The 13,345-nt window shown below is 60.7% G+C and carries 14 protein-coding genes, 2 rRNA genes and 3 pseudogenes; 13 read left to right on the forward strand and 6 right to left on the reverse strand.

Features of this window, described 5'->3' with window-relative positions; translation table 11 throughout:
• The 6 genes and pseudogenes from C9I57_RS31175 to C9I57_RS31200 all read left to right on the forward strand — a co-directional run.
• A 23S ribosomal RNA gene (locus tag C9I57_RS31175) occupies positions 1-110 on the forward strand; the annotation flags it as partial.
• A gap of 232 nt (positions 111-342) precedes the next feature.
• Positions 343-455, forward strand: a 5S ribosomal RNA gene (gene rrf, locus C9I57_RS31180).
• Between the two features lie 208 nt (positions 456-663).
• Entirely contained in the window at positions 664-930 is a 267-nt protein-coding gene (locus tag C9I57_RS31185) for a VF_A0006 family four-cysteine protein (protein WP_107154405.1), read from the forward strand.
• Between the two features lie 229 nt (positions 931-1,159).
• Positions 1,160-2,626 (forward strand): alkaline phosphatase family protein, encoded by a 1,467-nt coding sequence (locus tag C9I57_RS31190; RefSeq protein ID WP_107154366.1) that lies wholly within the window; start codon positions 1,160-1,162, stop codon positions 2,624-2,626.
• 308 nt (positions 2,627-2,934) lie between these two features.
• Positions 2,935-3,225, forward strand: a pseudogene (locus C9I57_RS31195) (hypothetical protein); the annotation flags it as partial.
• 110 nt (positions 3,226-3,335) lie between these two features.
• Positions 3,336-4,148, forward strand: coding sequence for an alpha/beta hydrolase family protein (locus C9I57_RS31200; protein WP_107154406.1), 813 nt, complete (start codon positions 3,336-3,338; stop codon positions 4,146-4,148).
• 60 nt (positions 4,149-4,208) lie between these two features.
• Here the strand turns inward: C9I57_RS31200 and C9I57_RS31205 are convergent, their stop codons facing one another.
• A complete protein-coding gene (locus C9I57_RS31205) occupies positions 4,209-5,390 on the reverse strand; it encodes a metallophosphoesterase (protein WP_107154367.1) in 1,182 nt (393 codons plus the stop codon).
• A gap of 255 nt (positions 5,391-5,645) precedes the next feature.
• Between C9I57_RS31205 and C9I57_RS31210 the strand changes: the two genes are divergently transcribed.
• Together C9I57_RS31210 and C9I57_RS31215 are read left to right on the forward strand one after the other, a co-directional pair.
• Positions 5,646-5,984: a tetraspanin family protein gene (locus tag C9I57_RS31210; RefSeq protein ID WP_107154407.1), complete on the forward strand. Its 339-nt coding sequence runs from the start codon at positions 5,646-5,648 to the stop codon at positions 5,982-5,984.
• 237 nt (positions 5,985-6,221) lie between these two features.
• The gene (locus C9I57_RS31215) at positions 6,222-6,812 is read left to right on the forward strand and encodes an alpha-ketoglutarate-dependent dioxygenase AlkB family protein (RefSeq protein WP_107154368.1); all 591 of its coding nucleotides are present in this window, start codon (positions 6,222-6,224) and stop codon (positions 6,810-6,812) included.
• 322 nt (positions 6,813-7,134) lie between these two features.
• On the opposite strand, the gene C9I57_RS31220 is transcribed toward C9I57_RS31215, so the two are convergent.
• Positions 7,135-7,500: a DUF3564 family protein gene (locus tag C9I57_RS31220; protein ID WP_020566378.1), complete on the reverse strand. Its 366-nt coding sequence runs from the start codon at positions 7,498-7,500 to the stop codon at positions 7,135-7,137.
• Positions 7,501-8,042: 542 nt separating this feature from the next.
• Here C9I57_RS31220 and imuA point away from each other — a divergent pair.
• From imuA to C9I57_RS31245, 4 genes are all read left to right on the forward strand, one after another.
• The gene (gene imuA, locus C9I57_RS31225; RefSeq protein ID WP_107154369.1) at positions 8,043-8,750 is read left to right on the forward strand and encodes a translesion DNA synthesis-associated protein ImuA; all 708 of its coding nucleotides are present in this window, start codon (positions 8,043-8,045) and stop codon (positions 8,748-8,750) included.
• Positions 8,680-10,149: a Y-family DNA polymerase gene (locus C9I57_RS31230; RefSeq protein ID WP_181322019.1), complete on the forward strand. Its 1,470-nt coding sequence runs from the start codon at positions 8,680-8,682 to the stop codon at positions 10,147-10,149. Before imuA ends, C9I57_RS31230 begins: the two co-directional genes overlap by 71 nt.
• 413 nt (positions 10,150-10,562) lie before the next feature.
• Positions 10,563-10,829 (forward strand): translation initiation factor IF-1, encoded by a 267-nt coding sequence (gene infA / locus C9I57_RS31240; RefSeq protein WP_107154371.1) that lies wholly within the window; start codon positions 10,563-10,565, stop codon positions 10,827-10,829.
• A gap of 305 nt (positions 10,830-11,134) precedes the next feature.
• On the forward strand, positions 11,135-11,425 hold the full coding sequence (locus C9I57_RS31245) for a hypothetical protein (protein ID WP_107154372.1): 291 nt from the start codon (positions 11,135-11,137) through the stop codon (positions 11,423-11,425).
• Positions 11,426-11,448: 23 nt separating this feature from the next.
• Here C9I57_RS31245 and C9I57_RS31250 read toward each other — a convergent pair whose 3' ends face one another.
• A complete protein-coding gene (locus C9I57_RS31250; RefSeq protein ID WP_107154373.1) occupies positions 11,449-11,673 on the reverse strand; it encodes a hypothetical protein in 225 nt (74 codons plus the stop codon).
• Positions 11,674-11,861: 188 nt separating this feature from the next.
• Positions 11,862-12,065 (reverse strand): cold-shock protein, encoded by a 204-nt coding sequence (locus C9I57_RS31255; protein WP_107154374.1) that lies wholly within the window; start codon positions 12,063-12,065, stop codon positions 11,862-11,864.
• 227 nt (positions 12,066-12,292) lie between these two features.
• Between C9I57_RS31255 and C9I57_RS31260 the strand changes: the two are divergent.
• Positions 12,293-12,563: pseudogene (locus C9I57_RS31260) on the forward strand (IS66 family transposase); the annotation flags it as partial.
• Between the two features lie 10 nt (positions 12,564-12,573).
• On the opposite strand, the pseudogene C9I57_RS31265 reads toward C9I57_RS31260, so the two are convergent.
• Together C9I57_RS31265 and C9I57_RS31270 are read right to left on the reverse strand one after the other, a co-directional pair.
• Positions 12,574-12,852, reverse strand: a pseudogene (locus C9I57_RS31265) (GNAT family N-acetyltransferase); the annotation flags it as partial.
• Between the two features lie 6 nt (positions 12,853-12,858).
• On the reverse strand, positions 12,859-13,296 hold the full coding sequence (locus tag C9I57_RS31270) for a hypothetical protein (RefSeq protein ID WP_219909919.1): 438 nt from the start codon (positions 13,294-13,296) through the stop codon (positions 12,859-12,861).
• Between the last annotated feature and the right edge of the window lie 49 nt (positions 13,297-13,345).

The following is a 13,345-nucleotide window of genomic DNA, read 5'->3' on the forward strand; positions in this document are numbered from 1 at the left end:
CTTCGAGCCCCTTGAAGGGTCGTTCAAGACCAGGACGTTGATAGGTCGGGTGTGTACACGCAGTAATGCGCTGAGCTAACCGATACTAATTGCCCGTAAGGCTTGATCCTATAACCGGAGCGTTTTGCGCCCAGTGTTATCGCTTTAGCGATTACTCTGGGCTCATGCAAAGCTAGTGACCAGTTATCGCTTTAGCGATTACTGGGAACCACCCCCGTAGGGGGTACAGCGCAGAAGGTGCGACTCGCGAATTAGTGCCGCAGTCACTACCCATTACTTCCCTTACTCCCCTTCTTCCCAGATTGGCTGTGCCGCCCACCCGCGACACGGCAACAAGTCATGCCTGATGACCATAGCGAGTTGGTACCACCCCTTCCCATCCCGAACAGGACCGTGAAACGACTCCACGCCGATGATAGTGCGGATCCCCGTGTGAAAGTAGGTAATCGTCAGGCTCCCCAACCCCCAGCAAACCCCCGCCAGCTCTCGCTCGCGGGGGTTTGTGCTTTGGGGGCGTAGTTAAACACACACCGCGACACGAATAGCCGTTCGGAAAAGTCTGATATCAGCGCCGATCGAGAATGGCATAAGGGCCCCGCGCTAGACTTGGGCCCAGTCAGTTCTCGGAGACTTACGGTGCGTAAAGTATTTTTGGTCGTCGCGATGTTGTCGCTGCCCTCTGTCGCCGCCGCATACGGCGGCAACTCCGCCTACGATCAGTGCGTGCTGCAGTCGCTGCGCGATAGTTGGAACAGCGCCGCATCCACGTTGATACAACAGTCCTGCGACGCGCTGTACCGCAATGGCGCGCTGCTGTTGCCCCGTGAGCGCACTTTCCACGAGTGCATGCTTCAGGCGCTGCCGGGAGTTAGAGATGACTTCGCGATTCAGCAAATTTTCGCGATTTGCCGTCGGCGCGGCGCGATGTGAGGTGAGCAGGGCGAGGCACGAGTTCGCGGGCATTCTCCTCGCATTGGCTGCGCACCTTAGGAAGCGCCCCATTCGCACCCTCTCGCGGCAGGCGGAACGATTCTTGCGCCCCCTTCCCGTACCGACAGCGAAAAATCCTTCGTTGCCGGGCCGTTTGCGGTCGATTCCGGCGTAGCCAGCCGCCAGCGCCGCACGACGGCTAGCTGACCGGCTGAATGGAGGCAAAGAGATGAACAATGTCTCAGCGCATCGCGGTTTCGATCGCCGCAGCTTCCTTGCCGGTATGGCCGCAATGGCCGGTGGCGTGGTGCTTTCGGGCTGCGGAGGCGGCAAGCAGAACACGCCGAACGGTAGCGCGCCCGCTCCTTCGATCGGCGACGTGCCGTCACCCGATGCAGGTGACCGCTACAGTCTGCCGCGGCCGCCGCTCCCCGATCCTGCCGCTTCGAACGTCGACTTCATCGTACTCGTGACCATGGAGAATCGTTCGTTCGACCATTTCATTGGATGGGTGAGCGGAGCTGAGGGAATGCCGGCCAACCAGCAATACAACGACGCATTCGGCAGCCCGCAAACGCCGTTTTTGCTTTCTGCGAATCCGTCATATGGCTACCAGGCGTGCGGGCATGCGCAGCCGGATCACTCATACGAAGGCGCGCGAACTCAGCTTGCATCAGGCGCGATGAATGGCTGGCTGCTCACGCCCGACACGAACAAGACGCGTGGCGATCTCTACCCGATCGGGTTCTACGGTCAGTCCGACCTTGATTTCTTCCGCGGCGAAGCAAGCAGCTATGCAGTCTGCGACTTCTTCTTCAGCGGACTCCTAGGCCCTACGTTCCCGAACCGCATCTACCTCCATAGCGGTGCAACTGATCGCCTGACCGACAGTACGGATAAGTGCACGTTGCCGACGATCTGGGATCGTTTTGCCGATGCCAAAGTCAGCGCGAAGTACTACTTCCATGATGTGCCGATCGTTGCGCTCTATGGCGACCGGTACGTCGGCATCTCACGATTGTTCTCCGACTTCCTTTCCGACGCCAAGGCCGGAACGTTGCCTTCGTTCTGCATGGTCGATCCGAGCTTCATCGGCGAGGACGAAGGCACCGCCAACGACGACCACCCGTTTGCCGATATCCGCAATGGTGAGGTGCTTTTGGGGCAGATCTACGATGCATTACGCACTGGACCGAACTGGAGCCGTACGTTGATGATCATCGTCTATGACGAATACGGCGGATTTTTTGAGCACGTGGTCCCGCCCATCCGGCCCATCAGTAACGCCGAGCTGGCGCTCGGAAACGACGGACGGCTCGGCTTCCGTGTCCCGTGCGCATTGCTCGGCCCGCGCGTTGCGGCGGGCAAGGTCTCGCGATATCCGTTCGATCCAAGCTCGATCCATGCACTGTTGCAATGGCGCTTCGGACTGCAGCCGTTAGGCGTCCGCGGCAGCGATCCGGCAACGTTCAATCTCGCGTACGCGCTCGAGTTTGGCGCCGTGCCCCGCTCGGACGCGCCGCCCATCGCTGTAACGCAGGGCACGTTCGGCGGATTGTGCGCGGGAGCGACGCAGCCTTCGTCATCGAGTTCGCCGTCAGCGATCGACAAATCGCAGTCGGCTGTCAGCGCGATGCCCGGTAGCATGGCCGAGTTGCGGGCCAGGGCCGATTCGCTCGGGTTCCCAAGGCCGTAGGCGGGTCACGCTGCTGATGTAGTTCGTGATCGTCGTACGCCCTGGAATGAGCCGATAAAAGACGACGCGCGGCGCAATGCGACGTCACATGCTTCGAGCGAACACTCGCGGCGTTGCCGAAGGCGACATGCGCTCGCTAACGGAACGGATCTCGGCGCGCTTCGCGCTGGCGAAGGCATACATGGATACCCGCGACGCGGCACGCGCCTTCGCGCACCTCGACGAAGGCAACCGCCTGGAGCGGGCGAGCTTTGCTAAGATTCGGCTGCCACGGGAGAGTGGATGGCGCGTATTGTCCGGGCTTTCAGCCCGCAGCGCTACGCAGGGTCGGCGACGAGTCGGTGGTCGACAATCTCGAAGATGAGGCGCGACGCATGATCGATTTTCTCGGACTGCCGTGGGACGACGCGTGCCTCGCATTCCATGCGAACCACCGGGTGGTCCGTACGGCGAGCGTCAATCAGGTACGCGAGCCGATCTACACCACGTCGAAAGGACGCTGGCGGCAGTATGAAGCCCACCTCCAGCCACTGCTCGCGGCGCTCAGTGCAAGTTCGTCCCCGAACGGCGAGATTCCCGGCGACCGGGTGTCGTGGTGACTTCCGGCAAGCGGGATTCGGTGCAGGGCCGGGTTGTCGGGAAGATGCGGTTGCTGCGGCAACGCGCCCTGCACTGGCGCATCGCCGCACGATACGCGTTATGGGGCTTCATGGCCGGTGCGGAGCTACTGCTCACCGCGTGCGCGCAGTTAGACCGTAATGCACATGCTGATGCCCTGGCTGCAACGGCGGGTCTGAAGCGCGAGCAGATCGTAACGGCAAGCTTTGTCATCACCGCTTGGTCGCGCATCGGCCGTCCTGACCAGCCGATCGATTTGTACATCGAAGGGGACGGTCTCGCATGGCTGTCGCGCAGCGAACCATCGCTCGACCCAACGCCGCGCGAGGCCATGGGCCTGGCGCTGGCCGTGGCGGACCCCGCGCTCAACGTCGCCTATGTCGCCCGTCCTTGCCAGTTCACCCCGATTGCGCTCAATCCACGGTGCAACATCCCATACTGGACGGGCAGGCGTTTTGCACCTGACGTCGTGGCGTCGACGAACGAGGCAGTCGATCAGATCGCTGCCCGTGCGCCCGGGCAACGCATCAACCTGATCGGCTATTCGGGCGGCGCCGCGATCGCGGTGCTGGTTGCCGCACGACGCCGCGACATCGCGTCGATCCGCACGGTCGCGGGCAACCTCGACGACGAATACATCAATCGTATCCATCATGTGTCGGCGATGCCGGAATCGCTGAACCCGATCGACTTCGCGCCACGGGTCTCGGCGATCCCCCAGATCCACTTCGACAGCGACGCGGACATCGTGGTGACGCCGGAGGTTGCCCGACGCTTTATCTCCGCGGCGGGTGGCCGGTGCGCAGCGATGCGCACCGTTCACGCCGTAACGCACGACGGAGACTGGAGCCGCCTATGGCCAGGGTTGTTGGGGATGGAGCCAAAGTGTCGAGGAGAACCTTGAAACGGGGAAAGCAAAGATGTCCCCGCGTGGACTCCCGGTGTCTTTCTCGGAGGCTGGGCTCTACGCCGTTTGAGCAAGCGATATCGCCGGCTCGGCCACGAGCCGGAGACGCGTGATTTCGGACGGCGCTCCCAACCGCTTGGGCGGTCCCCAGTAACCCGTGCCGCGGCTCGTATAAACCCAGAGATTATCGATCCGTGCAAGACCCGCGGTGAACGGCTGCTGCAATCGTACAAAGAAGTTCCATGGGAAGAACTGCCCTCCGTGCGTATGTCCGGACAACTGCAACGTATAGCCGAGATCCGCGGCGGCCAATGCGGTGCGCGGCTGATGCGCAAGCAGAACCTTCACGCGGGCTTGCTCGGGTGCGTTCTCGATGGCTGCCGCCGGATCGCTGCGATGCGTGCCATTCAGATGTCCAGTCGAATAGTCGGTCACGCCCGCGACGACGAATGGCGTTTCGTTGTGCTTCAAGACGACATGTTCGTTCAGCAGGACGTTCAAGCCCATACGCCGGAACTCGGCAATCCACTCGTCGGCACCCGAGTAGTACTCGTGGTTGCCCGTTACGAGGTAAGCGCCATACCGCGCGCGCAGACTTGCCAGCGGCTGCGCATGCTCGGCGAGCTGCTCGACGCTGCCGTCGACTACGTCGCCGGTAATGGCCACGAGATCGGGCTCGAGGCGATTGACCTCATCGACGATCGCCTGAACATAGCGTTGCTTGATCGTCGGTCCTACGTGAATATCGCTGATCTGCACGATGGTGAGGCCATCGAGCGAGGCAGGAAGATTGGCGATCGGCACCTCGATGGTCACGACCTTTGCGCGCCGCCGCGCATTGACGAAGCCGATAGCGGTGGACAGCAACGCCAGCGCAGGTACTGCCACGGCCGTATCGATGCGCCACCTGCCGAGCGATATCGTTCGAGGCAACAGCGTGTCGACGGTCAGCAGCGATGCAATCGTGAGGTCGCGCACGATCGTGATGACGAGCAGCGATGAAAAGAAGCCCATCGCAAGAAGGCCGACCCACGCGAGCCTGTCGGCAAGCGGTTGGCGCTCGAGGCGACGAGCGAGCATGCCCAGCGGAATCAAAAAGCACGACAACACGAGCCATATCGCGGCGACCACCTTGACGGGCAGACCGATCGGCCATTCGGGGATCAGCCTGAACCCGACGTAGACGTGCAGCAAGACCCCGATAACGATGACGCGGACTAAGAAAGAGGAGCGGCGCATAGGGGGGAGGGGAACTACGCAGTGACAACAGCGCGGTGCCGCCGAAACATATCAATGGGACTTGAATTGTACAGACGGCATCGGTTGTTTGCCGGTCGCGCCCCGGCCACGGTGGAACCAGTTTCACCGCGGGCTTTCAACGGGGTGTGCGCGGAATTCTTTGTCCTGAGCGTCGATCTAACGAGCGATGGTTGGAGACCCATTCGTGAGTCGAATCCAGCGTGGCTGTCAGCCGCGCGCGGGAGGAGGCGAATGATGAAAATCAACAAATTACCGCATTGGATGCATACGTCGCATCGCCCGCATCCGCCACACCACCTTGGCTACGAGGGTAGCCATGTCAGGTTGCCGCTCGTCGGGCTTTCCGCCATGGCCGTCGGCCTTTACTACCTCGTGCGCCACACCGACTTGCTCGAAATCAGCCGGAGTACTTTGTTCTACGTCGCGATGGTGTTCGTGGCGCTCGGGATTGCGGGACTTTTCGGCGTGGTGGGCGCTTGGCTGCGCTACGGCGCCGACGAGGAAAGCGAAGGGTTTTGCTTCATCGGTGCACTGATCGGCGCGGTCGTCTTTTACATCGCGCTATTCGCATAGTTCGGATCCATTTGGGTATCACGCTGTCTCTGCCCGAAGCGTTCCAGTCGAGAAAGGTTGCGGCTCCGCGCATCGGCCCGGCGGGATGCGTCGCGTCAAACGATTCTCGCGATCTCGTTACCAGCTCCGCGCGTCGGCGCTGTTTCTCCGCAAGCTACGTGAGGCGCATTCACGCGCCGAGGTATAAAGTTTGTTGCGATTCGACCGGCACCCGGTCGTGCCATTGGTTTGATTCAGATGATTGAAGACATGTTCGGAGGCGCTCCGGAGCCCGCCGTGGACTGGTATCCACATTGGCTGAAATCCGAAGACGCGGCGCGCGCGCTCCTGAATTTGGTCGACGAGGTTGCATGGAAACAGGACACGATCGGTACGCCTGGCGGCATCAAGCGCTTGCCGCGCCTGACGGCCTGGCAGGGCGATCCCGGCGCCGTTTACGTCTATTCGGGCATTCGCAATGAGCCGCTCGAGTGGACGCGGACCGTGCTCGAGCTAAAAGCCGCGGCCGAGGCGGTAACGTCCGCGATTTTCAACAGTGTCCTGCTGAACCGATACCGGAGCGGGGACGACAGCATGGGCTGGCACGCCGATCGGGAGCCGGAGCTCGGCGAGGAGCCGGTCATTGCTTCGGTCAGTCTCGGTGCGGCGCGCAGGTTCGATCTTCGACATAACGCAAGCGGGGCGATGCGCAGTTTCCAGCTGACGAGCGGCAGTCTTCTCGTCATGCGCGGGCGCACGCAGGCGGAGTGGCGGCACAGAGTACCGAAGGCGCCGGGTCTCATCGGCGAAAGGATCAATTTGACGTTCCGATTCGTCACGCCGCGCTGATCGATTTACTGGCGCCGGCCCGTGCCGCAGGTAGCGCCGTTCGCCCGCTGCAGCGCGAATTTCTTAGAAGAATTATAAAAAGTTTATGCGCATAACGAGCGCGAGGTGACGGGCGGTTCCCGCGGTTGCCGCGGTCCAAAAGAAAAGCGGCCCGCCGACGTAATGTCGAGCGGGCCTAAGAGGGTTGGCCTCGAGAAAGCCAAGGCCGACTATACCAATCGCAACGCGCCGTGGGGCGTTTCGTAACGAACCGTAAAAAGATTTCCGGCTTCGGCGCGTCGGCGAGATTCCCCTGCCTCGTCGGCGACCCGATGCGAACACCTCATCGCTGAAACGGAAATACGCTGTTTTCGGGCCGAGTCGTTTTCCGCTCAACGGCTTGCAGCCGCCATAGCCCCCCCATCGGCGAATGCTTACTCGTGCATGACCATTCGGCAGCGCCTTGCGCGGCAGCCACTCCTCGATCTCGGTCGACACGTAGGCCGCTCAATGTGCATACCGGGGTATCCACGCTATGCGGGAAAAGTTTGATGACACCATTTTCGTCACGGACGTCCCCCCAAGCGGGGAGGTCGATCCCGTCGTGGGATTCTCTTGACCAGACATGTTCTTCCGTATCGAGCCACAACACGGCGTAATCGTGATTGACGGTGGGATCGGGGCCGTTTATCAGAATCGTGAGTCTCATCGAAATTCGCTCCAGAGGGATGGTACTGCTGGACTCCTCGCTCTGCTTTTTGTGTTCGCCTTGCCTGCTTGTGTGCGGTCCGCTGAAAGCAAGGTGAGAGATACCACTTTAGGCAACTTCCACCGCGGATGCCACTATCTGGTGCCTAGGGTGTTCCCTCGTGATCTGCTCGTACCTTGTTGTGCGGCGCATTGCTGATCATGCGCGTTCTCATGTCCGGTGCGATGCGGCTCTTTGACGCAGCAGTCGGAAGGGCCGGCTGGATTTGACGAACGCGGATATTAATTAGGAATCCGAAGTAAAAAGTTGGAGTGATTCGAGGAGGGACAACGAGCGAAGTTCGCGTCGTGAATTTCATTAGTAGAGCTAACGATTCATGGATGGACGGCAATGTATGGACTATGCCCTGCGATGAGCCGCTGGGGTGTGCGCTGCCATGGTGTCCTCTGCGAGGCAGCTAAAAAGTGACTGTTCTGATTGCCGCGAAAGCGTGTAGGATACTGTATATACATACAGGTTTTATCATACTTCACGCTATCCCGATGTCTGTCGCGATCATTCATCCCGAGGACGTGCATCCGTCCCTTTGGCGCGCTTCCCAGCTGGCTCGGGGCGGTATGCGCACGATCGATACGGGCTACGCCGCGCTTTCGGCCGAGCTGCCCGGCGGCGGTTGGCCGCTCGGGGCGCTCGTGGATTTGCTGATCCAGCAGCCGGGAGTGGGCGAGATGAGGCTTTTGCGTCCGGCGCTCGCCGCGCTTGCCAAGCGCCCGCTTGCGCTCGTGCAGCCGCCCCATCTCGTCAATGCACCTGCATTCGCTTATCTGGGCGTGCCGCTCGAACAGCTGTTTCAAGTGCGCGCGCCGAAAACGGCGGACGCGCTCTGGTCGGCCGAGCAGATATTGCGAGCGGGCACTTGTGGGGCGCTTTTGCTCTGGGCGTCGCACGTGCCGACGGCCTCCTTACGGCGGCTGCATCTCGCGGCCCAGTCGTCCGAGACATTGTTCGTCATGATGAGGCCGCTTACGACCGCCGAAGGCGCTTCACCGGCTCTGCTGCGGCTGGCGGTACGGCCGCAAGGGGAGGGCATCAGCGTCGAAATCGTGAAACGACGAGGACCGACGCGTGCCGAGCCCGTATCGATTCCTTTGCAACCCAGTCCTGTTTTGTTCAGCCGTCATGCGCGTATTTCTCGCCGTCAAGCTGCACCGGCTCGAATTGGAAGTGTTCCGGCCGAAGTGGTTGCCTGAGCCGGCATCGGGGGCGGTCGTGTTCGAGAAGGAGAAAGTCGTCGTCGCTGACGATGCGGCGCGCGCGGCGGGCGTGCGTTCCGGCATGCGGCGCGGCGGTGTGCTGACGCTCGCACCCGGCGCCGAACTCTACGAGCGCGATATGACGAAGGAAGCATCGGCGCAGCGCGAAGTCGCAACGGCGTTGATGCGGTTCTCGCCGGAAGTCGGCATGACCCGGGATGCGACGATCGTGCTCGACGTGAGCGCGAGTCTGCGGCTTTTCGGCGGTATCTTGCGGTTGTGCCGGCAAGTGCGCGGCGTCCTCGGCGATCTGGGTTTCAGTGCGCGCGTGAGCGCCGCGCCCACGGGGCAAGGCGCATGGTTGCTTGCTCAACAGGGCAGGCGGCGTTTTCTCAAAATGCGCTCGCTGGAACGGGCGCTTTCCGCATTGCCGTTCATCATGGTGCCGGAGTTGCAGCCGTTCGCCGACTGGTTCATCGGGCTTGGTTGCGGCACGATTGCCGACGTGCGCCGTCTGCCGCGCGCCGGCCTTCAACGCCGTTGCGGCGCCAGCGTGCTCGAGTCGCTCGATCGTGCGTTCGGCATCGCTCCCGAGATTTTCGACTGGCTGGTGCCGCCGCCGACATTCGCCGCGCGTCTCGAGTTGCCCGATCGCGTCGAGCATGCCGAGGGTGTACTGTTCGCTGCGCGCCGTCTTGTCGCACAGTTGTGCGGCTGGCTCGTCGCCCGGCAACTCTCGCTATCGGCGGCGACGTTTTTCCTCGAGCACGAACGAGGCCGGACGGCGGTCCCTCCAACGATGCTCGATATCGCCCTTGGCGAGCCGACGTGGCGAGAGGATCATTTGATCCGGCTGCTCAAGGAGCGGCTTGGGCGGCTGGAATTGGCTGCATCGGTGATTGGACTTCGCCTCGAAGCGACGGACGTGGCTCCCGCCGCACCGGCATCCGAAACGCTGTTTTCCGAACCCGGAGGCTCCGCGCAAGATCATGCGCGACTTCTCGAACTGCTCGTTGCTCGTCTCGGGAGCGAGAATGTGCTGCGAGCGGCACCCGTGGCCGACTATCGACCGGAAGTCGCGAATCGTTGGGTACCGGTTCACGAGAACATCAAAGCGGCGTCCATGCCCAATGTATTGCCGCGCCCCACATGGCTGCTCGAAAAACCGGTGCGCTTGCTCATGCGCCAGCATCGCCCGTTTTATGGATCGCCGTTGAGAATCGTGTCACCGGGCGAGCGCATCGAAGCGGGATGGTTCGACGGCGAGCTCGTGACGCGCGATTACTTCGTTGCTCAGGCCGAAGACCGGAGTTGCTACTGGATTTATCGAGAACGGGTCAGTAGTCGCGATCCGGAAAAAGAGCCGAGTTGGTTCCTTCATGGGCTTTTTGGATGACGCGAGAACACCATAAGCGAAACCACGGCTCATCGAGGCGCCGCCTCGTCGTCGGCACGCATGGCTGCGTTCGGTTACAATACAGCCTTGGTTCGCTTCCAAGGCGCAAACAAGACACGCGTCTTCGCGAATCCTCCTTTGACTGATATCGCCCAGTGAGGCCGGCGATAGCAGCGACGTCTGGAGTGCACGCGCCGCTTCCAATCGAATTGGATCGCGGTCGCCACGATTTCCCATCCCCTCGCGCATGGTTCGCCGCTGCTCATGGCGGTGTTCGGCACTTCCAGAACGACGGGGCCGCCCATCAAGCCCCATCTTTTCCACTATCGCGAGCGTGTGTCCATCATCGTTCGCGGCTCCTTCACCCGCGAGGCATCCGAACCGATGTCCCGCCATTTGAACAGGAACCTTCAATGGCAAAAGAAGAATTGCTCGAACTCGACGGTATCGTTGACGAAGTGCTGCCGGACAACCGCTACCGCGTCACGCTCGACAACGGCGTTGCGGTGGGCGCGTATGCGTCTGGCCGTATGCGCAAGAACCACATCCGCATTCTTGCGGGCGATCGGGTCACGCTGGAACTCTCGGTATACGACCTGACGAAAGGGCGAATCAATTTTCGCCACAAGGACGAGCGGAGCGGCGGGGCTACACCACGGACCGCGTTTCGCCGCCGTTGAGGGGCGGTACGAAGCGGCCTGCTCGCGTCGCGGGCCACACCTTGCTACGCGCATATCCGCGATCTATTTGCGCCGAAGCAGGGTCGAAGAACTTTCGCTGTACAAATCCGGCCATGGGCGTAGCATGAAGTCGCTGATCGCCTCACGGCCGTTTCTGGCGCGTACCGAGTCGCCTTTCCAATGGAACTCGGCCGCCCACTTTCATCGCAGGCAAAACAACTTAGCCAATCGTGTGCAGACTGACTTAGGCCACTCGCACTCATTCTCCGTTCCGCCGCGTGGTGATGCGGCCTTAGAGGTGCCCTATGACAACAGGTTTTCGTCTCTACCGGGGGCTGGAGATATATCCGCTGGTCTATCCGCATCGGGCCACCGAGCCCGGGTGCGCGCATAACTACGATGAAGGGTTCGACGCCGCCGTCCGCATTCAGGAGCCGGGAAGTTCCGAAGGGACGTCGCGTAGCCGCGTATTCAGGCTTGCGGTCGCGCAACCTTTTCAGAACGCAGGCGACGCGCGACGTGCATCGACCGCATATGCGGAACGCCTCATCGACACCTGCCCTCAGGACAGGAACGTCCTCGATCTCGAGTTGTAATTCGACGTTCGAGACACTCGGCATCAGCCGCGCGTATCGATCCAGTCCCGTGCCCATCGGTCGGAATAGCCGAGTGCATCTGCTTCGCTGCTGAAATATCCGAGCGAATAAAACTCGTAGAGCGGCGAACCGCAACGGGCATCGGACCGCGTCAGCGTTACGTTCGAGGAGAAGCAGCCGTCAGGCAGACAGTGAGCAGACGGCGAGACGGCATAGCCGCGGTATTGTCTGGTGGCAGAAATTTGCATTGGTACTGATGGGATTGAGCATGAGTGTAGGACTGCGCCTTCCCGAAAAGGGACGCTGATCTGTTCGGAGGACAAGCCTCGAGAGGGGAGGATGCAGACTGCGAAGCGCCTTGCTCGACCAAAAAACCGGCCGGGGCGCCGATGCGGCGGGGAGCGTCCGCTGCCGGGGCTGCGGACGCTTGAACGAATTAGAGCGGCTTGATGTTCGATGCCTGAAGACCCTTCGGGCCACGCTTCGTCTCGAAGCTGACCTTCTGGTTTTCAGTCAACGTCTTGAATCCGTTACCCGAGATCTCGGAAAAATGCGCGAACAGGTCGGGGCCGCCCGCATCAGGAGTGATGAAGCCAAAGCCCTTGGTCTCGTTGAACCATTTGACGGTACCGGTATCCATTGATGAATCCCTCAAAAAATAAAATTGATCAGTCCCGCCCAGCGTTGCGACGGGGAAGCTTCAAGAGGGAGAAAGAGGACAACGAACTCCGCGCAAATGGCGGACATGAGACGAGCACCAATTGAACTTCCTGAATACTTCAGCCACGCACGATACGCGGATAGTCCTAGCCCGTCAACTGATTTCGTGATAACGAACGTAACAGCGGGAAACCGCCGGGCAAGGACGGACAGTGGCCCAAGCTCGCCCGTGATGTCAAAAGCGGCAACTGGCCTATCTCGAACGACCTGTGCGAGAACGCGATCCGGCCGTTCGTCGTCGGCCGCAAGTGCTGGCTGTTCGCCGATACGGTTGCTGTTGCGCAGGCGAGTGCGAATCTCCGCTCGCTAGTCGAGACGGCCAAGGCCAACCGCATCGATCCCTATCGTTACCTGATCACGTCGTTCCAGAGGTTGCCTCTGAGTGAACACCGCCGACGACTACACGGCGCTCCGGCCCGAATTGAATGTCAACGGCGAAATGCGCGAGTCAAAGAACGCTTCCGGAAAAACACGACGCGCTCAGTTTCATCAAAGCCGAGTGCGCGGTGTAACGCTTGGGCGTCGACGTTGTCGATAGACGTATCAGAAGCAAATTCTGCGCATTCCCGCGAAGCGCCCCATTGTTCGATCGATGTACACAACGCTTTGGCGATGCCTTGCTGACGCATGCCGGGGACCACGTAAATGCCTTCGAGAAAAACCACCGGCGAGGTGTCGCAGCCGTTGACGTAGTCGTGTCGTATCGCAGCCATCTAATTGAAGAAGGGCAGTCGGGCTCTTATCCGATCAATGAAGCTAGGAGGCATGGCGATGGTGTGATTCGCTTGTTCCTCATCATCTTGATAGGTAATGCTATTTTTTCCGATGGTCAAAGGTTCATGACCGGGCACGCCGTCCCAGAAGACCTTGTATTGCCGTTTTGCTACGACCTCGCCTTGCTCGTCAGTAACCGTCAGTTCGACAGCATCGAAGCTATCGCCAAAAAAATGGCTGTTGTTGGTTCCGCTTCCACAAATGTTGATGATGTACTTTTTTCCGTCAAACTCCTTCACTCCTCCATTGAGCTTGCTATTGTAATTATAGCGTTGGCAGTCGGTGTAGTCGTGATTGCCCCAAAAAGCAACTGTGGTCGCACCGGCTACTAGCACTAGCAGAACGAGAGTAACCGTGAATTTGGGGTACTTCTTCACATTGGTTCTTGATCTGTTCAGCAGTGGACTTCGGTGGTGGGGGCGGTGG

Source organism: Trinickia symbiotica, assembly GCF_003028655.1.
In the GTDB taxonomy this organism is placed as follows: Bacteria; Pseudomonadota; Gammaproteobacteria; order Burkholderiales; family Burkholderiaceae; genus Trinickia; species Trinickia symbiotica_A.

What these genes read in the sequence shown, in the direction of transcription:
- C9I57_RS31185 (WP_107154405.1), top strand. Translation starts at nt 664, where the DNA reads ATGTTGTCGCTGCCCTCTGTCGCCGCCGCATACGGCGGCAACTCCGCC.
- C9I57_RS31190 (WP_107154366.1), top strand. Translation starts at nt 1,160, where the DNA reads ATGAACAATGTCTCAGCGCATCGCGGTTTCGATCGCCGCAGCTTCCTT.
- C9I57_RS31200 (WP_107154406.1), top strand. Translation starts at nt 3,336, where the DNA reads ATGGCCGGTGCGGAGCTACTGCTCACCGCGTGCGCGCAGTTAGACCGT.
- C9I57_RS31205 (WP_107154367.1), bottom strand. Translation starts at nt 5,390, where the DNA reads ATGCGCCGCTCCTCTTTCTTAGTCCGCGTCATCGTTATCGGGGTCTTG.
- C9I57_RS31210 (WP_107154407.1), top strand. Translation starts at nt 5,646, where the DNA reads ATGAAAATCAACAAATTACCGCATTGGATGCATACGTCGCATCGCCCG.
- C9I57_RS31215 (WP_107154368.1), top strand. Translation starts at nt 6,222, where the DNA reads ATGATTGAAGACATGTTCGGAGGCGCTCCGGAGCCCGCCGTGGACTGG.
- C9I57_RS31220 (WP_020566378.1), bottom strand. Translation starts at nt 7,500, where the DNA reads ATGAGACTCACGATTCTGATAAACGGCCCCGATCCCACCGTCAATCAC.
- imuA (WP_107154369.1), top strand. Translation starts at nt 8,043, where the DNA reads ATGTCTGTCGCGATCATTCATCCCGAGGACGTGCATCCGTCCCTTTGG.
- C9I57_RS31230 (WP_181322019.1), top strand. Translation starts at nt 8,680, where the DNA reads ATGCGCGTATTTCTCGCCGTCAAGCTGCACCGGCTCGAATTGGAAGTG.
- infA (WP_107154371.1), top strand. Translation starts at nt 10,563, where the DNA reads ATGGCAAAAGAAGAATTGCTCGAACTCGACGGTATCGTTGACGAAGTG.
- C9I57_RS31245 (WP_107154372.1), top strand. Translation starts at nt 11,135, where the DNA reads ATGACAACAGGTTTTCGTCTCTACCGGGGGCTGGAGATATATCCGCTG.
- C9I57_RS31250 (WP_107154373.1), bottom strand. Translation starts at nt 11,673, where the DNA reads ATGCAAATTTCTGCCACCAGACAATACCGCGGCTATGCCGTCTCGCCG.
- C9I57_RS31255 (WP_107154374.1), bottom strand. Translation starts at nt 12,065, where the DNA reads ATGGATACCGGTACCGTCAAATGGTTCAACGAGACCAAGGGCTTTGGC.